The organism is Roseibium marinum (assembly GCF_002906165.1).
Taxonomy (GTDB): Bacteria; Pseudomonadota; Alphaproteobacteria; order Rhizobiales; family Stappiaceae; genus Roseibium; species Roseibium marinum.
In genome coordinates, this window is the sequence record NZ_PPCN01000001.1 from 704,712 (window position 1) to 723,478 (window position 18,767).

Annotated in this window: 19 protein-coding genes; 9 read left to right on the plus strand and 10 right to left on the minus strand. The window is 60.3% G+C overall.

Annotated features, from left to right (window positions below; translation table 11 throughout):
* Positions 1–26 precede the first annotated feature (26 nt).
* The 4 genes from CLV41_RS27420 (at position 27) to CLV41_RS03300 (ending at position 5,290) form a co-directional block, all read left to right on the plus strand.
* On the plus strand, positions 27–1,907 hold the full coding sequence (locus CLV41_RS27420) for a helix-turn-helix domain-containing protein (protein WP_146048487.1): 1,881 nt from the start codon (positions 27–29) through the stop codon (positions 1,905–1,907).
* 269 nt (positions 1,908–2,176) lie between these two features.
* The gene (gene panC, locus CLV41_RS03290; protein ID WP_103220817.1) at positions 2,177–3,028 is read left to right on the plus strand and encodes a pantoate--beta-alanine ligase; all 852 of its coding nucleotides are present in this window, start codon (positions 2,177–2,179) and stop codon (positions 3,026–3,028) included.
* A 35-nt stretch (positions 3,029–3,063) separates the two neighbouring features.
* Entirely contained in the window at positions 3,064–3,873 is an 810-nt protein-coding gene (gene panB, locus CLV41_RS03295) for a 3-methyl-2-oxobutanoate hydroxymethyltransferase (RefSeq protein ID WP_103220818.1), read from the plus strand.
* A 358-nt stretch (positions 3,874–4,231) separates the two neighbouring features.
* The gene (locus CLV41_RS03300) at positions 4,232–5,290 is read left to right on the plus strand and encodes a bifunctional transcriptional activator/DNA repair enzyme AdaA (RefSeq protein WP_103220819.1); all 1,059 of its coding nucleotides are present in this window, start codon (positions 4,232–4,234) and stop codon (positions 5,288–5,290) included.
* A gap of 207 nt (positions 5,291–5,497) precedes the next feature.
* Here CLV41_RS03300 and CLV41_RS03305 read toward each other — a convergent pair whose 3' ends face one another.
* From CLV41_RS03305 to CLV41_RS03330, 6 genes are all read right to left on the minus strand, one after another.
* A complete protein-coding gene (locus CLV41_RS03305) occupies positions 5,498–6,352 on the minus strand; it encodes a fumarylacetoacetate hydrolase family protein (RefSeq protein ID WP_103220820.1) in 855 nt (284 codons plus the stop codon).
* Positions 6,353–6,511: 159 nt separating this feature from the next.
* A complete protein-coding gene (locus tag CLV41_RS03310) occupies positions 6,512–7,456 on the minus strand; it encodes an ABC transporter substrate-binding protein (protein WP_103220821.1) in 945 nt (314 codons plus the stop codon).
* 75 nt (positions 7,457–7,531) lie between these two features.
* A complete protein-coding gene (locus CLV41_RS03315; protein ID WP_103220822.1) occupies positions 7,532–8,536 on the minus strand; it encodes an ABC transporter permease in 1,005 nt (334 codons plus the stop codon).
* Complete coding sequence (locus tag CLV41_RS03320; RefSeq protein ID WP_103220823.1) at positions 8,533–10,059, minus strand: sugar ABC transporter ATP-binding protein; 1,527 nt, start codon at positions 10,057–10,059, stop codon at positions 8,533–8,535. The genes CLV41_RS03315 and CLV41_RS03320 overlap by 4 nt, the downstream gene beginning before the upstream one ends.
* Positions 10,060–10,094: 35 nt before the next feature.
* A complete protein-coding gene (locus tag CLV41_RS03325; protein WP_208987327.1) occupies positions 10,095–10,850 on the minus strand; it encodes an SDR family oxidoreductase in 756 nt (251 codons plus the stop codon).
* Positions 10,851–10,894: 44 nt separating this feature from the next.
* Positions 10,895–12,421 carry a UxaA family hydrolase gene (locus tag CLV41_RS03330; protein WP_103220825.1) on the minus strand — a complete coding sequence of 509 codons (1,527 nt, stop codon included), beginning with the start codon at positions 12,419–12,421 and terminating at the stop codon, positions 10,895–10,897.
* 107 nt (positions 12,422–12,528) lie between these two features.
* Here CLV41_RS03330 and CLV41_RS03335 point away from each other — a divergent pair, with 107 nt between their 5' ends.
* From CLV41_RS03335 to CLV41_RS03350, 4 genes are read left to right on the plus strand one after another with little or no spacing between them, the layout of a single operon-like run.
* Positions 12,529–13,242 (plus strand): GntR family transcriptional regulator, encoded by a 714-nt coding sequence (locus CLV41_RS03335; RefSeq protein WP_103220826.1) that lies wholly within the window; start codon positions 12,529–12,531, stop codon positions 13,240–13,242.
* 28 nt (positions 13,243–13,270) lie between these two features.
* Complete coding sequence (locus tag CLV41_RS03340; protein WP_103220827.1) at positions 13,271–14,326, plus strand: aldo/keto reductase; 1,056 nt, start codon at positions 13,271–13,273, stop codon at positions 14,324–14,326.
* Positions 14,311–14,742 carry an RbsD/FucU family protein gene (locus tag CLV41_RS03345; protein WP_103220828.1) on the plus strand — a complete coding sequence of 144 codons (432 nt, stop codon included), beginning with the start codon at positions 14,311–14,313 and terminating at the stop codon, positions 14,740–14,742. Before CLV41_RS03340 ends, CLV41_RS03345 begins: the two co-directional genes overlap by 16 nt.
* Positions 14,739–15,578, plus strand: a complete 840-nt coding sequence (locus CLV41_RS03350; RefSeq protein ID WP_103220829.1) for an amidohydrolase family protein — start codon at positions 14,739–14,741, stop codon at positions 15,576–15,578. The genes CLV41_RS03345 and CLV41_RS03350 overlap by 4 nt, the downstream gene beginning before the upstream one ends.
* A 285-nt stretch (positions 15,579–15,863) precedes the next feature.
* Here the strand turns inward: CLV41_RS03350 and CLV41_RS03360 are convergent, their stop codons facing one another.
* Positions 15,864–16,613: an SDR family NAD(P)-dependent oxidoreductase gene (locus CLV41_RS03360; RefSeq protein WP_103220830.1), complete on the minus strand. Its 750-nt coding sequence runs from the start codon at positions 16,611–16,613 to the stop codon at positions 15,864–15,866.
* Between the two features lie 85 nt (positions 16,614–16,698).
* On the opposite strand from CLV41_RS03360, the gene CLV41_RS03365 reads away from it, so the two are divergent.
* Positions 16,699–17,070, plus strand: a complete 372-nt coding sequence (locus CLV41_RS03365) for a winged helix-turn-helix transcriptional regulator (RefSeq protein ID WP_103220831.1) — start codon at positions 16,699–16,701, stop codon at positions 17,068–17,070.
* A gap of 69 nt (positions 17,071–17,139) precedes the next feature.
* Here CLV41_RS03365 and CLV41_RS03370 read toward each other — a convergent pair whose 3' ends face one another.
* The 3 genes from CLV41_RS03370 to CLV41_RS03380 form a co-directional block, all read right to left on the minus strand.
* Complete coding sequence (locus CLV41_RS03370; RefSeq protein ID WP_103220832.1) at positions 17,140–17,349, minus strand: putative quinol monooxygenase; 210 nt, start codon at positions 17,347–17,349, stop codon at positions 17,140–17,142.
* A 37-nt stretch (positions 17,350–17,386) separates the two neighbouring features.
* Positions 17,387–17,794 carry a hypothetical protein gene (locus CLV41_RS03375; protein WP_103220833.1) on the minus strand — a complete coding sequence of 136 codons (408 nt, stop codon included), beginning with the start codon at positions 17,792–17,794 and terminating at the stop codon, positions 17,387–17,389.
* Between the two features lie 112 nt (positions 17,795–17,906).
* The gene (locus tag CLV41_RS03380; RefSeq protein ID WP_103220834.1) at positions 17,907–18,641 is read right to left on the minus strand and encodes an outer membrane protein; all 735 of its coding nucleotides are present in this window, start codon (positions 18,639–18,641) and stop codon (positions 17,907–17,909) included.
* Positions 18,642–18,767 lie beyond the last annotated feature (126 nt).

The following is an 18,767-nucleotide window of genomic DNA, read 5'->3' on the forward strand; positions in this document are numbered from 1 at the left end:
TCCTTAATGACAGACAACCCAATATTATGTTTAATCAGGCCTTTAATGAGTTTGAACTGAAGGGTGTCGGGAAAATGGCAGGTCATCATCGCGAAATTGGAATCGCTGACGATCTGGAACTTGTTGTTGATAGGGAGTTCCTTCTACCAAAGCCTCTCGATAGGCATATCGCCTCGGTAACAATTGACACCAGAGATAACTATTTAAATGAAGGCTATACTGTAGAATTATCTGCTTCTTTTGGGTGCGAGTCCATTAAACTAGTATCTGATGGATTCGAGGTAGAAGTGGATTTGTCCATACGCAAAGCTGAAATAGATCTTCAATTTAGAAGGACGGAATACTCTCGGATTGTCGATGAGGACGGCGAACAAAATAGCGAGTGGTCGCTATCAGAGACCGAGACATTTACGAACCAAAAAAACCACAATTATAAAATTGGAGCTCAACTTCGCGGTAAGCTGGGAAGTTCTGACTTAACTGCAGAAGGGAGTGCTGACGCTGCGTTCGGCTATGAAGGTAAAAAAAACCAAAGCAAGACACATGAAGCGAGCCGTAGTCGAAAAAATTGGCATTTCATTGGAAAGCACACAATTGCAGTCGGGGTCGCAAGGCAACCATTAGATGGGCGCGAGGTGGACGCTCTAAAAGGTTGGAAAGCAATTCCTTCTGACGTGAATTCTGTATCAGCGATTTTTGCTATGCTAAAAGTTCGCGAAAAGTGGATCGAATTCTCGAATACAAAATACACATACTATAAAAATCCTATTGGGAAGAAAATTAAGCATTTTGCACAATTACAATCTAAGAAGCGAAAAGAACTTTTTGAACTTCTACTGAAGGAACTTGCATACAGGCAATTGCCAAAATCAGAAGATAAACGGGATGCAGTACTCGCGGTTGACGCATTGATTGTAAAGCCAGGATATGAGCACGCAGTTGGACTTGATAGCGAAGCGAGCTCTGGTGAAATTCATCTGCCCTCGGAACCGATAGCTGAATTTCTTCAATCTCCTAGTGGCACCGAAATCCAAACGCTACTTGAGCTTGGCGTCTCGGCAGATGCGATATCATCAATTGCTGACTCAGAAGAGCTCAGCTCTCTAAATATGGAGTTCGTTCCTCAAAGTCGTCCAGAGGTGGTTTTTCTAGCATTTAAAGAAATAATATCTGATGCTAACATGAATAAAAGAATATCTAGATCAAGATTAATTAGTAAATTCGGAAGAAACGCTATAAGGGATATTTACGGGTTAAATATACTTTCTGAAAATGATCGTAATGCAAAAAATAATGACGATGGAACTAAAATAGAGGTAGATATATTTTCGTCTCCAGAATTTATATTTAAACATCTTGCGACATCTACAAGCAGCCTTCGAATTGCTCGGCGCGCAATCATCCAAAATCAGGCCCTCTCGGGAAAAGAGATTGCAGAGATAGTGGGCGAGGTGCTTGGTAAAAAATGGGCTGATAGTTCTAAGCAAAGGTATGGATCAGAACTTAAGAGGTGGGCAATTTGGCTGGAGCCGCACATAGTCAATCCAAGTAAAACAGCAAGTGGGTATTCTTTGGTTGCTTTTGCGCAGGGGGATAAGCCAGTGCATGGCCGTCGACGAAGCATAGTTACTCCAGAATTGATACAAAAAGTGCTTTCGATGCGTAGAGCTGGGATGTCCAAGAATGCCATATCGAGTCAATTAAAAACGACAGCCTATGTAATCCGCAAAGCTCTTGAGGGCGTTGAGGATCCTTATGTCAGTACGACCAATAATCGCAGATTGTCGCCGGAAATAATCTCAAAAATAAGAGCCCTGCATGAGGATGGTGTTACGCAAAAGCGTATTTCTGAAATTGTTGGATTATCAGCACCTACAGTGCGCAAAGCACTGCGAATAGAGTCATGATTTACAAATTGGAACCAGCGTGCATGAGCTAGTGGCGTTGTGTGTGAATGACTGTTTTATGCGGCCAATCGACTCTAGTGCTGCGAGCATTAGAGACTACTTCGAGTCAGGAACGATCATTGGCTGAACGTTGCGCAAAAGGCTGAGCATGTTCAAACAGGGACATGGCCACCAGTTCGCCCTCCCCCCTAGACCTTGCCCGTTCCCCTCATTATGCTGCACCCGCGAAAAGACCGGTCTGACAACAAACCGGCTGCGGGAGGAACGAAATGAAAATCTGCCCGACAAAGGCGGAGATGCGCGATACCGTGCGCGCGTGGCGGCGCGAGGGCGCGGCGGTTGGTCTGGTTCCGACCATGGGCTACCTGCATGACGGTCACCTCGGCCTTGTGCGCCTGGCCCGCGAAAGGGCGGACCGGGTGGTGGCGAGTATTTTTGTCAATCCGACCCAGTTCGGCCCCAACGAGGACCTTGCGACCTACCCGCGCGACGAGACCCGCGACCTGGCGCTTCTGAAGGCGGAAGGCGTCGATGCGGTGTTCATGCCGAGCGTTGAGGAAATGTACGGCGCGGGCGGCGATACCTTTGTGGAGGTGCCGGGCCTGTCCGCCATCTTGCAGGGCGCCCTGCGGCCGGGGCATTTTCGCGGTGTCGCCACGGTGGTCACCAAGCTCTTCAACATCGTCACGCCGGATTTTGCCGTCTTCGGCGAAAAGGACTACCAGCAGCTGGCCGTGATCCGCCAGATGGTGCGCGATCTCGACATGCCGCTGGAGATTGTCGGACACCCGACCGTGCGCGAGGCGGACGGTCTGGCCATGTCCTCGCGCAACGTCCGCCTCAGTGCGGAGCACCGTGCGCAGGCGGTTGTCCTCAGCCGGGCGCTGTCCCGGGCGCAGGAGCTGGCGAAATCCGCAGCCGATATCGCCGCTCTGCAAGCCGCCATCCGTAAGGAGCTTGCCGCTGCGCCGGCGGCCGAGGTCAGGAGCGTCGATATCCGGGATGCCGACACGCTTGCCGAGCTCTCCGGCCGCCTCGACCGGCCGGCAGTCGTCCTGCTCGCTGTCGGCTTCGGCAACGTTCTTCTGATTGACCAGCGGGTCATCTCGCCCGATACCTGAATTCGCCTCTCAAGCCCCCTTCGAAAGGACGCCGCATGAGCACCCAGAAACCCATCCGCCGCACCACGGCCCCGCAGATCACCAGGCGCAAGGGCGGCGACCCGATCGTCTCGCTGACCTCCTACCACGCCCACACGGCGGCCATCGTCGATCAGTACGCCGATTTCATCCTCGTCGGCGACAGTCTCGGCATGGTGATGCACGGCATGGAATCGACCGTCGGCGTGTCGCTGGAACTGATGATCATGCACGGCAAGGCGGTTGTCCGCGGCACGAAGAAGGCGCTTGTCGTCGTCGACATGCCGTTCGGCACCTATGAGGAAAGCCCGTCCGAAGCCTTCAGGAACGCTGCGCGCGTCATGAAGGAAACCCAGTGCGGCGCGGTCAAGCTGGAAGGCGGCGTGCGCATGGCCGAAACTGTTCATTTCCTGACCGAACGCGGCATTCCCGTCATGGCCCACACCGGCCTCACGCCGCAATCGGTCAACGTCATGGGCGGCTTCCGCACACAGGGGCGCGACGAGGACACCTGGGCGATGCACGAGGCAGACGCCCGAGCCGTCTCTGATGCTGGGGCCTTCGGCATCGTTCTGGAAGGCATGGTCGAGCCGCTGGCGGCAAGGATCACAAGCCAGATCCCCATCCCGACCATCGGCATCGGCGCCTCTCCCCAGTGCGACGGCCAGATCCTGGTCCTGGAAGACATGCTCGGCCTCAACCCCACCCCGCCGAAATTCGTCAAGGTCTACGGCAACCTCGGCGGCCAGATCGAGGCGGCCGTGAAGGCCTACGCCGAAGAGGTCAAGGCCCGCAGCTTCCCGGGCGAGGATCAGGTTTACAGGTAGGGCCACACGAAAAGACACCTCCGCTTGCTCCCGTCTCCTTTTCTCCGGGGCGGTCATCCCCGCCCCCGAGCGGGGATCCAATCCACTTCACCGCTTGCCGCGGGGCCGGATGGAGCCCAAACGGCCCGCAACGCCGGTCTCCACCTCTCCGGCTCTGGAAACGATTGGATCCCCGGTCGCGCTCCGCTTGCCGGGGATGACCGCCGGGAGAGGGCGCGTCGCCGTGCCTCCAACCCCGGCGGCACCCAAGCAGCAAGGCCCGCAACCAATGCCGGAACCGTCCGGTGAGCCGAAACGGAAAAGAATAAACGCCCGATTTCCGGCTGCACTATCCGTCCGCTCAGCTTAATCTCAGGCCATGCTGATGACCCGACCTTCTTTCGATACGCTCTATCAAGCGCTTCTGGCGCGCGATGCGTCCTATGACGGGCGCATGTTCGTCTGCGTTTCCTCCACCGGCATCTTCTGCCGGCTCACCTGTCCGGCGCGCAAGCCCAGGGTGGAAAACTGCAGCTTTCATGAGACCGTGGCCGAATGCATCGAAGCCGGGTTTCGCCCGTGCAAGCGCTGCCGGCCGACAACACCCGAGGCCAGTGCCGACCCGGTGGTGAAACCGCTGATCGAGGCGCTGGAAAAGCGGCCCGGCTATCGCTGGGGCGAGCCGGATCTGGTGCGCATGGGGTTTGAACCTTCCACCGTGCGCCGCGCCTTCAAGCGTCATTTCGGCATGACCTTTCTGGAAATGGCCCGCCAGCGCCGCCTGCAGGAGGGGTTTTCGGCGCTCGCCGGTGGCGGCAAGGTGATCGAGGCCCAGATCACGGCGGGCTTCGAGTCCCCGAGCGCCTTCCGGGAAGCTTTCGCGAAAATCCTCGGCCAGCCGCCGGGCGCGTTTTCCACGCAGCCTTTGCTGTTCGCCGATTGGGTCGCATCGCCGCTTGGGCCGATGATTGCGGTGACCGACAATACACAGCTTCATCTTCTGGAATTTCTAGACCGCAAGGCGTTTCCCGCCGAGTTCAGAAAGCTGCAGACCTTCGCGAAAGGCCGGATCGGCTTCGGGCGCACGGAAGTCACGGACCAGATCCAGGCCGAGCTCGACCGTTTTTTCGCGGGCCAGGGCGGCACCTTCGAGACGAAACTCGCCCTGCACGGCACGGCCTTCACCCGCGACGTCTGGCGCGAGCTGCTGAGGATCCCCGCCGGCGATATCCGCAGCTACACCGATGTGGCGAAAGCTCTCGGCCGGCCGGAAGCGGTTCGCGCCGTCGCCCGCGCCAATGGCGCCAACCAGATCGCCGTGGTCATTCCCTGCCACCGGGTCATGGGCGCCGACGGCTCTCTCACAGGCTACGGCGGCGGCCTCTGGCGCAAACAGCGCCTGATCGAGATCGAGCAGGGGTATCGCAGCAAGGGGTGAAGGCGAGCGCTGGTGCCGCTGCTTCAGCAAGCGGAAATGCGAGCAGCCCCTGGATTGCCGCTTCGCTGCGTCCGGGGAATCACCCAGGGCAAGGCGCGAGGTATTCGGTCCAGGCGGGGGCTGAGGCACGCCTTCCGGAGATTGCCCGGCGCAAACAGGAAAAGGGCCGGAGGCCGGCCCTTTTCGCTTTATCTGCAGTCGTGAAGCCTAGGCTTTCACGACCTTCTGAGTCTGGCTGCCGAGCTTGTCGATGCCGAGGCGCATGACTTCGCCGCCCTTCAGATAGACCGGCGGTTTCTGGCCCATACCGACGCCCGGAGGGGTGCCGGTGGAGATGACGTCGCCGGGCTGCAGGCTCATGAAGCGGCTCAGATAGGAGACGAGGAACGGCACCCGGTAGACCATTGTCTTGGTGGAGCCGTCCTGGTAGCGCTTGCCATCGACTTCGAGCCACATGCCCAGGGCGTCGTGGTCGCCGACTTCGTCCGGCGTCACCAGCCAGGGGCCGGTCGGGCCGAAGGTGTCGCAGCCCTTGCCCTTGTCCCAGGTGCCGGAGCGTTCGATCTGGTATTCGCGCTCGGAGACATCGTTGACGACGCAGAACCCGGCCACATGGCTCATGGCGTCGGCTTCCTCGATATAGGCACCGCCCTTGCCGATGACGACGCCGAGCTCGACTTCCCAGTCGGTCTTCACGGAACCGCGCGGAATTTTCACATCGTCATCGGGGCCGATGACGGCGGACGTCCATTTGTTGAACACCACCGGCTCCGGCGGAACGTCCATTCCGGCTTCGGCGGCATGGTCGGCGTAATTCAGGCCGATGCAGATGAACTTGCCGATGGCGCCGACGCACGGTCCCAGACGCAGATCCTTCTGCGGATCGCCGCTGACAACCGGCAGGCCGGAAATGTCGAGGCCCTTCAGGCGTTCGATGCTTTCGGGCAGAAGCGCGTCGCCGGCGATATCCGCGACAACCGATGACAGATCGCGAACCCGGTTGTCCGCATCGAGAACGCCCGGCTTTTCCTGCCCGGGAGCGCCAAATCGCAGCAATTTCATAAAATCGGTATCCTTGGTGCTGGAAGCCCGGCCGCACCGGCGGCCGGGTTCGTCGGTTCAAACTGCCTTCATATGGACCGATAGGAAAGCAGAAAAGGGGATCTGTCCGCAAAGCCCGCAGCCTCCCGCGCATCTGGTCGCGGGATGCTCCGGTCCGGGTCAGTCGTACAATACAGCGGCGATTTTCGGATCGTCGATGTTGGAGCTGTCGTAGTAGTAGAAACCGGTGTCGATATGCGCCGGAACGTCCTTGCCCTGCGAGGCTTCGAGCGCCGCCTTCACGGTTTCATAGCCGATGCCGACCGGGTTCTGGGTGATGGCGCCGGCCATCACGCCGCTGCGGACCGCGTCCTTCTGGGCCTTGCCGCTATCGTAGCCGATGATGACGATGTCGGATTTACCCATCTCGGTAACACCGTTGACCACGCCAAGGGCGGAGCCTTCGTTGGCGCCGAAGATACCCTTGAGATCCGGGTTGGCGGTCAGGATCGCCTTGGTCAGTTCGGTCGACTTCAGATGGTCGCCGCCGCCGTACTGGACCGTCACCACTTCGATATCCGGGTACTTGGACTTGATCTGGTTCGCAAACCCGTCGACCCGGTCGATGCCCGTGCGGCTGGTCTGGTCATGGGCGACGATCGCCACCTGACCGGAACCGCCGATCAGCTCCGCCATCTTGTCGGCGGCAAGCGCGGCGGCGGCAATGTTATCGGTGGAGGCGGTGCTCACCGGGATGTCGCTGTCCACGCCGCTGTCGAAGGCGATGACCGGAATGCCCTTTTCCTGCGCCTGGCGCAGAAGCGGGATGGCGGCCTGGCTGTCGAGCGCGGCGAAGCCGATTGCCGTCGGGTTCTTGGCGAGCGCGGCGGCGAGCATGTCGATCTGGCGATCGACCATGGTTTCATTGTCCGGTCCCTCGAAGGTGATGGTGACCCCGAACTCTCCGGCGGCCTGATCCGCACCGGCCTTGACCGCCTGCCAGAACTGGTGCTGGAAGCCCTTCGAAATCATCGGAATGTAGATTTCCTGAGCGGAAGCGAAATTACCGGAAAGCATGAGTGCGAGCGCACTTGCGGCTCCGATGAGGTGACGTCTGTTGAGCATATTCCTCTCCTTTGTCGTGATCGGACTTTTTGTCCGCTTGCCGGGGTTTGGGCACCCTCTTCTTGTTGATGAACTTCAGGCCTTGCGTCTGCGCACCATATCCGCGTAGACGGCCAGAATGATGATGGCGCCGGTCACCACCGTCTGCCACTCCTGGGCGACGGACAGCACACGCAGGCCATTGGTGAGCACGGCCATGATCAGCGCGCCGATCAGCGTGCCGAGCACGGTTCCCCGTCCGCCGGAAAGCGACGTCCCGCCGATGACGACGGCCGCGATCGCCTCAAGCTCGTAGCCGAGGCCGAGCGCGGGCTGGGCCGAGTTCAGGCGCGAGGCGATCAGGATGCCGGCGATGCCGCAGATGCCGCCCGCCAGACTGTAGACCGCCATTTTCCAGAAATCGGTGTTCACCCCGGACAGGCGCACGGCTTCCTCGTTCGAGCCGAGCGCGAATGTGTAGCGTCCAAGCACCGTGCGCCCGAGAACATAGGCCGCCGACAGGGCGACGATGAACAGGATCAGCACACCGTTGGGGATGGGAAGGGCTGGAAAGATCTCGCCGATGAGCGAGCCGCGCGAGATCTGGTCGAAGCCCGGCGTGTCGTTGAAATAGATCGGCCGCGTGCCGGAAATCACCAGCGACAGGCCCTTCAGGATCAGCATCATGCCGAGGGTGGCGATGAAGGGGGGGATCTTCATCTTGGCGACGAAGGTGCCCGAACACAGGCCGCAGAGCGCACCCGTGCCGATGGCGGCAAGCACGCCGACCGGCAGCGGCATGCCGAGATTGGTCAGCACCACACCGGCAATCACCGCGCAGAAGGTCATCAGCGTTCCGACCGACAGGTCGATGCCGCCGGTGATGATCACCAGCGTCGCCGCCACCGCCAGCACGCCGTTGACCGAAGTCGCCTGCAGGATGGCGATCATGTTGGAGGTCTGCATGAAGTTGGGCGAGGCGATCGAAAAGCCGATCAGCAGCAACACCAGACTGGCGAAGGCCAGCAGCTTCTGATGCGCGCCCGTGTCGATCATCCGCGCGAACAGGGAGGGGGTGGAGGTCGGATTGACGGCTGTCATTGCTGGTATCCCTCTGGCTGCATGGACGGTGCGCGAAGCGTCGCCAGGTGCATGATGTCTTCTTGCGAGGTTTGCTCGCCGCCCGGCAGAATGCCGGTCAGCCGTCCCTCGCACATGACGGCAATACGGTGGCTGAGCCGCATGACTTCCGGCAGTTCGGAGGAAATCACGATGACGGCCCGGCCTTCCTTCGCCAGGTTCTTCAGGAGCTTGTGGATTTCCGATTTCGCACCGACATCGATGCCGCGCGTCGGTTCGTCGAAGATCAGGATATCGCAGTCCCGGTAGAGCCACTTGGCGATGACGACCTTCTGCTGGTTGCCGCCGGAAAGCAGCCGCACCTCCTGCCTGTCCGACGGGGTGCGGATGTCCAGCTTGCCGATATAGTCCTGCGCCGTGCGCCGCATGTCCTCTTCCTTCAGGACACCGAAGCTGCCGGAGAAACGGTCGAGGCTGGCGAGGGCGATATTGGTGCGCACATCCATGCCGGTCGCGAGACCGAAGTGCTTGCGGTCTTCCGACAGATAGCCGATCCCGGCCTTCACCGCGTCGGACGGCTGCGAAATCGCGCAGGGCTTTCCATGCACGCGGATTTCTCCGCTGTCACGCGGATCCGCCCCGAAAATTGCCCGCGCTACCTCGGTCCGTCCTGCGCCCATCAGCCCGGCAAAGCCGAGGATCTCGCCCTTGCGGACGGAAAAGCTGACATCGCGGATCTCACGGCCCCGGTTCAGGCCGCGCACTTCCAGAAGGGTGTCGGCCTGCGACAGGTCCGGAATCTCGGCCGCCTCGTTGGTGACCTCGCGCCCGACCATCATGGAGATGATGCTGGAAACAGGCGTTTCGGCCGCGCCCACCGTGCCGACATAGGCGCCGTCGCGCATCACGGTCACCCGGTCGGCGATCTGTTTCAGCTCATCCATCTTGTGGCTGATATAGATGATGCCGACGCCATCGGCCTTCAGCCGCCGGATGATGGTGAAGAGTTCCGCGATCTCGGCATCGTTCAGTGCGGCGGTCGGCTCGTCCATGATCAGGACGCGGGAGCGGTAGGAGAGCGCCTTGGCGATTTCCACCATCTGCTGCCTGGCGATGGTCAGGTCGCCGACGACTGTCTTCGGGGCCAGCTTCAGGTTCATGGATTTGAAGATCTCGACCGCCTGTGCGTTGAGCGCGGTCTCGTCCAGCCGGCCGAACCTGAGACGCGGCTCGCGGCCGATGAAGATGTTCTGCGCGACCGTCAGGTCGTTCATCAGGCTGAGTTCCTGATGAATGATGCCGATGCCGAGGTCCTGCGCGGCCCTCGGGCCGTCCAGTTCCGCCTCGCGGCCGTTGACGAGGATCTCGCCGCCGTCCCTGGGGTAGATGCCGGACAGGATCTTCATCAGCGTGGACTTGCCGGCGCCGTTCTCGCCCATCAGAGCATGAACTTCTCCAGCGGCCAGATCGAAGCTGACATTCTTGAGGGCATGAACGCCCGGGAACCGTTTGTCGATCCCCGTCATTCTGACCAGGTCTGTCATCGCGCAGTCCTCCCAAACCGCGACGGAAGTACCACCTAAATGGTGACACCCCCATCGACAAGAAGTGCCTGCCCGGAAACGAACCGGCTTTCATCGGACAGCAGGTAGACGACCATCGGGGTCATGTCGTCGACCGTCGCCAGACGGCCCATGGGCTGGCGGGCGATGAAGTTCTTTTCCGCCTCGACAGGATCGGGGGCGGAGGCGATCCGACCGCGCAGGGACGGCGTGTCGACGGTTCCAGGACACAGCGCGTTGCAGCGGATGCATTCCTGCACGAAGTCGGCGGCAACCCCCTTGGTCAGGCCGATGACCGCGGCCTTGGTGGTGCCGTAGAGCGTGCGCACCGGAAAACCCTTGATGGAGGACGCCATGGACGACATGTTGAGGATCGACGCGGTTCCGGTCGTCTTGGCACGCTCGCGCATGCCCGGCAGGAAAGCCTGGATCATGCGATACATGGATGTGACGTTGAGGTCGAAGCTGAAGGCCCAGTCGTCCTCGGGGATGTCGAGAACCGTGCCGTGGTGAACAAAGCCCGCGCAGTTGAACAGACCGTCGAGCTGCGGCAACTGGTCCGCCAGTGCGATGATCTGGCCGCGGTCGCGCACATCCAGCTTGTGGATCTCGATGCCGGGACATTCCTGCGGCAGGGAGGCAAGGGTCGCCTCGTTGATATCGACGGCAATGACCTTGGCGCCTTCCTTCGCGCAGGCGATCGCGCTGGCACGGCCGATCCCCTGGCCGGCTGCCGAGACCAATATTGTTTTATCCTTCAAGCGCACTGAAATCCTCCCGAAACCCTGAGCGGGTATGTTCTGTTTTTTGCAGCGTGTTACATCACGGCGCCGATTTGCCAGGGAACGAACTCGACTCCGCCGAAGCCCAGTTGTTCACTCTTGGAATGCTCCCCGGAGGCAACGCTGATGATCTTTTCGAAGATCTCCCGGCCCTTGTCCTCCAGGCTGATATTCTCGGTGATCACATCGCCGCAGTTGATGTCCATGTCTTCCGACATGCGGCCGTACATCTCGCTGTTCGTGGCCAGCTTGATGCAGGGCGTCGGCATGTAGCCGGAGACCGAACCGCGTCCGGTGGTGAAGACGATGATGTTGGCGCCGGAGGCGATCTGACCGGTGACGGAGCAGGGGTCGAAGCCGGGACTGTCCATGAAGACGAAGCCCTTCTTGTCGACAGGCTCACCGAACTTGTAGACGTCCACCAGCGGGGCCGATCCACCCTTCGCCGCTGCGCCCAGAGACTTCTCGAGGATCGTCGTCAGGCCGCCGCGCTTGTTGCCGGGAGAGGGGTTGTTGTCCATCTCGCCGCCGTTGCGGGCGGTGTAATCCTCCCACCAGCGGACCCGCTCGATGAGTTTCTTGCCCACATCGACGGAAACCGCCCTGCGGGTAAGAAGATGTTCGGCGCCATAGATTTCCGAGGTTTCGGAGAGGATGGTCGTGCCGCCGTGACGGACCAGAAGATCGGACGCCATGCCGAGGGCCGGATTGGCGGTGATGCCGGAATAACCGTCCGAACCGCCGCACTGCATGCCGACCGTGATCTCGGAAATCGGAACCGGTGTGCGTTCGGCCTTGTTGGCGATCTCCGCCAGATCCTTCAGTTCCGCAAGGCCCGCTTCGATGGTCTTGCGGGTGCCGCCTGTCTGCTGGATGGTCATGTATCTGAGATCGCCGCCCGGACGCATCTTGCGTTCGCCGATCAGGTCGGCGACCTGCATCACTTCGCAGCCGAGGCCGATCAGCAGGATGGCGGCAAAATTGGGGTGCTGGGCATAGCCGGACAGCGTGCGGAAGAGGGTCGCGTAACCTTCGTCCTTGCCGGACATGCCGCAGCCGGTGCCGTGCACGATCGGGACGATGCCGTCGACATTGGGATAGTCCTTCAGGAAGCCGGATTTTTCCGCCGCTTCCGCAATGAATCTGGCAACCGAGCCCGAACAGTTCACCGAAGTGAGAATGCCGATATAGTTGCGGGTGCCGGCTTTGCCGGTCGGGCGCCGGTAGCCGAGGAATGTCCGCTCCTCGGTGATCGGCTCCAGCGGGATGCAGGCCTCGCCATGCTGGTAATCCTGGCTGTGGTCGCCCATGCCGAGATTATGCACATGCACATGCTCGCCCGGATGAATGTCTGATTTGGCCTGGCCGATGATCTGGCCGTAGCGGATGACGTTCTCGCCGGCGGAAATCGGCCTGCGCGCGATCTTGTGGCCGCGCAGAACCTGTCCGGGAAGCGGTATGTCCACGAAGGCCGCGTTCGCACCCGCCTCGATATCCTGAAGCGCGACGACCACGTTGTCGCCGGGGTTGAGAAGGATCGAATTGGCGTAGGTCTGCAACACGTCGGCTCTCCCTGTTCAGCCTCTCGCTCAGGCCAACCTCGTCTTCAGGATTAGCTTGACAGGGTAACTGTGTCAACTAACATGTTAGCATTCCAAATGAGATAGTCATGTCGCTGCCGAACGAACAAGATCCTGACGAAATCGCCTTGCCGGACATTGGCAAGCTGACGGGCTCCCTTGCACAGCGTGTCTATGAAGCGCTGCGCACGGCCATTCTCGCCATGGACCTTCCGCCGGGCACCATTTTGAGAAAACAGCTCATCTGCGAGCAGCTCGGGGTCTCCCGCTCACCGGTCACCGAAGCCATCACCAGGCTGGCGGGAGAGGGGCTGGTGGAAGTCGTTCCCCAGTCGGGGTCCAGGGTCACGAAATTCTCCATGTCGGAAATCCACGAGGGGGCCTTCCTGCGCGAGGCGATCGAGCTGGCCGCCGTGGCGAAGGTCGCGGCGGAACGCACCGAGGAACAGCTTTCCGAACTGACCCGCAATCTCCGGCTCCAGGCGCTTTGCCTCGAAGACAACGACGAAGCCGGATTCTACAGGGAGGATCAGCGCATGCACGAACTCATCTTCTCCTTCACCGGTTATCCGAAACTGAACACGCTTGCCGCGGCCGGCTGGCTCCAGGTGAACCGCGCCCGGCAATTGCTGCTGCCGATACGCGGCCGCGCGCAGGAAGCCTATGAGGAGCACAAGGTCATCATCGAGGCGATCCGCGCCCGGGACCCTGAAAAGGCGCGGCGGGCCATGCGGAAACATTTGAGCCGGCTGGTCACCCGCCTGGAGCCGCTCATCGAAAGCCGGCCGGACCTGTTCGACTAGGGTACGGACCCATAAATGAGGATATGCAATGAACGGTCTTCGAACGCATCTGCTGAACAGCCGGACACCTGAAAAGATAACGCTGACGGAAATGGGCTTCGGCGGCGCGCCGCTGGGCAATCTCTACCGCAAGGTTTCCGAAGCCGATGCCCAGGCCGCGCTGCAGGCGGCCTACGATCACGGCATCCGCTATTTCGATACGGCGCCGCAATACGGCCTCGGCCGTTCGGAGGAACGCTTTGCGCCTGCCATAAAGCGTTTCGGCAGGAACACTATCCGCCTGTCGACCAAGATCGGCCGCCTGCTGCTCGACTGCGAACCGGAGGAGGTGACGCCGGAAGCCTTTGTCGATGTTCCCCAGAAACGGATCGTCTTCGACTACAGCTATGACGGTGTCATGCGCAGCTACGAGGCCAGCAAGGCCCGGCTGCAGGTCGAAAACGCGGACATTCTCTTCGTCCATGACGTCTGCGCCTTTTCCCAGGGCTCCCGGGAAGCAAGCGATGCCCGCGTCAGGGAACTCTTCGACCTCGGTGGTTACCGCGCCCTGAGCGAACTTAGGGAGGCAGGCGAGATCGGAGCGATCGGTGCCGGGGTCAACGAATGGCAGGTGTGCGAGAAACTGCTTGGCCTGGCCGATTTCGACTGTTTCCTGCTCGCGGGCCGCTACACGCTGCTCGAACAGGAAGCCCTGGAAAGCTTCCTGCCGCTCTGTGAAGCCCGCGATGTCGGCATCATTCTGGGCGGGCCGTATAATTCCGGCATTCTGGCCACCGGCGCCGTGCCCGGCGCGAAATACAACTACGAGGACGCACCGCCGGACATACTGGAGCGGGTCCGCAGGATCGAGAAGATCTGCGCGGCCCATTCCATCCCCTTGATCGCCGCCGCCCTGCAATTCGTGCTCGGTCATCCCTGCGTCAAGACAGTCATTCCGGGCGCCGTCGACGCGGCGCAGGTCGAGGCCAATCTGGCGGTGTTGAAGACCCCCATACCGGACGGTTTCTGGTCGGACCTGAAATCCAGCGGCCTCGTCCGCCCCGATGCCCCCATGCCGGAGGATCGCACATGCTCCGCGGCCTGAACCCTCTTCTTTCCCCGGACCTGCTGCATGCCCTCGCGGCCATGGGGCACGGCAACGACATCGTCATCGCCGATGCGAACTTTCCCGCGCACAGCAATGGCCAGCGCGTGGTCCGCCTCGACGGCGTCACGGCGACGGCGGCGCTGGAAGCCGTCCTTCAGGTCCTGCCGCTCGATACTTTCGTACCCGAACCGGCCCTCACCATGCAGGTGGTCGGCAACCCGTCCGAGGTCCCGCCGGTGGTCGCCGAATTCCAGAAGATCGTCGATGAACGGGCTGACATTCCGGTGAAAATCGGCGGTCTGGAGCGGCACGCCTTCTATCAGCGCTCCAGGGAGGCCTTTGTCATTCTCCAGACCGGAGAAACCCGTCTCTACGGCAATATCCTGCTGAAAAAAGGTGTGATCGGTTCATGACGTCCGCCAGGACCCGCATCGACGCCCACCAGCATTTCTGGCAGATCGGGCGCGGCGACTACGGCTGGTTGACACCCGATCTGGGGCCGATCTACCGGGATTTCCTGCCCGCGGATTACCAGCCCTTTCTTGAGGCGCACGGCGTCGCCGGGACGATCCTTGTCCAGGCGGCGCCGACCCTGGCGGAAACCGCCTTCATGCTCTCGCTGGCCGAGGGCAATCCGTTCATCAGGGGCGTCGTCGGCTGGGCGGATTTCGAGTCGCCCGACGCTGCCGGGCAGATCGCGGTGCTGGCGGAGCATCCCGGCCTTGTCGGCCTGCGTCCGATGATCCAGGACATTGCCGATGTCACCTGGATGCTGTGCCCGCACTTGACGCCGGCCTTCGAGGCAATGGAGCGGCACGGCCTGACCTTCGACGCGCTGACCCTGCCGGGTCACCTGCCGCACCTGCGAACGCTGCTGGGCAGGCACCCCGGCCTGAAAACCGTCATCGACCACGGTTCGAAACCGGATATCCGCTCCGGAGAGTTCGATGTCTGGGCGGAGAACATGAGCGCGCTTGCCAGCCAGACGCAGGCCTGTTGCAAGCTCTCAGGCCTCGTCACCGAAGCGGCCGACGGCTGGACGGTGGAAGACCTCAGACCCTATGCGGACCATCTCCTCGCCACCTTCAGCCCGGACCGCCTGATCTGGGGCAGCGACTGGCCGGTCTGCACCCTGGCGGCAAGTTACGCGGACTGGGTCGCGGCAACGGACCGGCTTCTGGCCGGATTGAGCGAGGCGGAGATAATATGCGTCCTGCATGACAACGCCGTCAGGGTCTACGGCATCTGAGGATCGGGCAGTCGGGCCAGGCTGTCTCCGAAGGATGAGGGAGAAGCAGGAGAGCACCGTCATAGCCAGCGCCCGGTCGAGGTGGTCGGCCCGCTTCTGGAGGACGAAGCCGCGCAACTTCAGGCGGACTTCTGGTCTTAGGGGGGCTCAGCCAAATGCCCCATATCAACGGGACACGCTCTCGGCCTGCTGACCTGCATACGGAACGGCCGGGCAACTCACGTGGCCCGGCCGTGTTCCGTTAGTTCCGAAGCGCGGATGCGCTGTCACCGTTCTGGCGGAAGATCAGACCTGGGCGAAGCCGCCGTCGACGAAGATCTCGCTGCCGGTCATGTAGCTGCTGTCATCGGATGCAAGGAAAGCCGCGACGGCTGCCGTCTCGCTCGGATTGCCGAGCCTGCCGAGCGGTGTCTGCTCGTTGAAGTTGGCGATAATCTGGTCCGTCGCACCGGTCTGGTCGAAGAGGTCCTTGACGCCTTGCGTCTCCGTCGCGCCTGGAGAAAGCACGTTCACGCGGATACCCGTTCCCTTCAGGTCCAGGGCCCAACTGCGGGCGAAGTTGCGGACCGCCGCCTTCGAGGCGCTGTAGATACTCATCGAGGCAGTCCCCGTCACGCCGACGGTCGATCCGGTCAGGATGACAGATGCGCCGCGATTGAGAAGCGGCAGCGCCTTTTGCACCGTGAACAGCGTACCCTTGACGTTGATGTCGAAGGTCCTGTCGAAATGCTCCGGCGTGATGTCACCCAGTGCGGAGAATTCGCCGATGCCCGCATTGGCGACCAGGATGTCGATGCTGCCCTTGTCGGTTTTCACCGTCGCGAACAGGCGGTCGAGATCCTCGAGCTTGGTCGTGTCGCCCTGGACGGCGCGTGCATTGGCACCCAGTTCGCCCAGAGCCGCGTCGAGGGCGTCCTGGCGGCGCCCGAAGATGTAGACCGATGCGCCTTCGGCGACAAAGCGCTTTGCCGTTTCCAGACCGATACCGCTTGCGCCACCGGTGATGACGGCCGTTTTTCCTTCAAGTTTACCCATTGGAACTCTCCTTGGTTTGGGGTCGACCTGAAGCTAAGATGCGATTTCCTGATCGCAAGTATGCACCTTTTGGTAAGTAGGCAGAATGAACACCAAACCTGAAGATAACTTTCCGTTTATCTGCGGCCTCGACGCGGCCCTGCGCGTTATCGGAGGTAAGTGGAAGCCGCTTGTTCTCTATTTTCTTCGCAAGGGACCCATGCGCTACGGCGAACTCCAGCGCTCCGTGCGCGGCGTCAGCGACAAGGTGCTGATCCAGCAGCTCAAGGAGCTCGAGGCGCACGGCATCGTCCTGCGCACCGACCACCGGGAAATCCCGCCAAGGGTCGACTACACCCTGACCCCGCTCGGCTGCAGCCTCGCAGATGCACTGACCTCCCTGTGCGGCTGGGGCGAGAAACACTCCGCCACGATCGCCGCGGCACTCGCCGGGCGGGAGAAGGAGGGGGTGGGGTAGGTGTGAGTTCTAAGAAGGCTGTTCATTCGTGTCTTGCCGCGAGTCTGTGCGACCCAGCCCCCGATTGATCTACGCCATGCTCTGTGCAAGGGGCACGAACGGCACCCGTTCGCGGTGAGCGGCCAGGGAAACCAGTTCATTGACGACGCTCAGGAAATGAAGGGACTTGTTGTGGGCGTCCCATCCGGCCTCGTCGACATAGAGTTCATAGACAAAGAAGGACAAGGCGTCGGTTGGCGAACGGTACGGCACGAAGTATTTGACGCCCTGTTCCACCATCGTCGGCGCGATCAGCCGTGGCCCGGCGGGCTAGCGCTCATCCTTCGCCGCTCCATTTCCTGATGTCGCTCATGTCATTTTTGGTCCATTCACTATAAAATACCGAAATCTTGAAGGAGCTGGCCTTCGCAGAAACCAATGACTGCCAAGCTTTGACAAATGTTTCTCTATCGAAATCTGCAGCTATATTCTGAGCGTGATAATTTTTCACCGGATTCTCGAGCAGCTTCCTGGACAGGTCTTCCGGAGAAATCTCGGGATCTTTCTCCACAATATCCTGGTCGCCGAAGTCGTAACAGGCTTCAAAAGGAATTTGCAGCCCTTCAAGGACAAGCTTGAAATGACTTTTCCGATCCTGCGCCGGTTCGTCTCGAACCCATTCCACCATCAGACCGCTTTCCAGGTGAACCGCCCGCTCAGACTCCAGACCAATCTCGACAGTCATTCCCTGGTTCCCTGTCCGACACTTGCACCTTGGCGGTCATCCTGCCTGTTCGGCCACGCCCTGCCAACGCCTGCACAGTCTGAAGGAAAGCAGCGAAGCGAGACTCAATGCTTTAGAACTTATAGCGCAGGCCAAGCATCAATTCGTTCGTTGTATAGTCACCTACAACGCGCTTTTTTAAGTTACCACTTAGTCCGGAAGTCAATTTCGTTCCAGATTTGAAATTTCCAAGATCAACATACCTGTACCCCAAGTCGAGTGTGGCCTTTTCAGACAACTTGATGCCGGCACCGGCTCCCAGGCCCCACGCAAGATTGGTTGAAGTATCGCCATTCCAGACGGCGTTCGGTTCTCCGGGCGCTGTCGCGGTAAAGTCGCCCGACTGGTTGATGGCAATACCCGCCATTCCCGTGATGTTGGGGGTTATCTCTATTGCACCCATCTTGAAGGTGTAAATATCGAAAATTCCGGCTGCCATGAGGGAATATGAGGACAGGTTGGCGTCAAATTTCTCGTTAAAGTTGAAGTTTGCAAGTCCTGTGTCCCACTGGTGACCTGTTCTGTAATTGAACATCAGCTCCGCGCGCAGCATGTCCGTTATATGGGTCCCCACGCCAACACCGAACGCGCCGCCCAACCCGAGAGTGGTATCTTTCGTTCGGCCCGTCGATCCCGTTTGATCGCGGAAAGTAATTTCACCGGTAGAACCGCCGATGGAAGCACCTGCCTCGCCTTTCAGATAGAACCCGGACAGGAAGGTATCTTCCGCGATTGCCTGGGATGCGTGGGCCAGATTGGCGAGAACCAGGCTTGATGCAGCCAGAAGGATCCTTTTCGAAAACTGCATGTACTCGTAATCCTGTCTTATCCGACGGCCGAATTTTGACGGTTGGTTTCAAGCCGTATGACTGAAATGTGTGTGCTGGCATCTGTTTACCGACAAGCCTCGCAGCGCCGGTCCGGTCGGAAAACA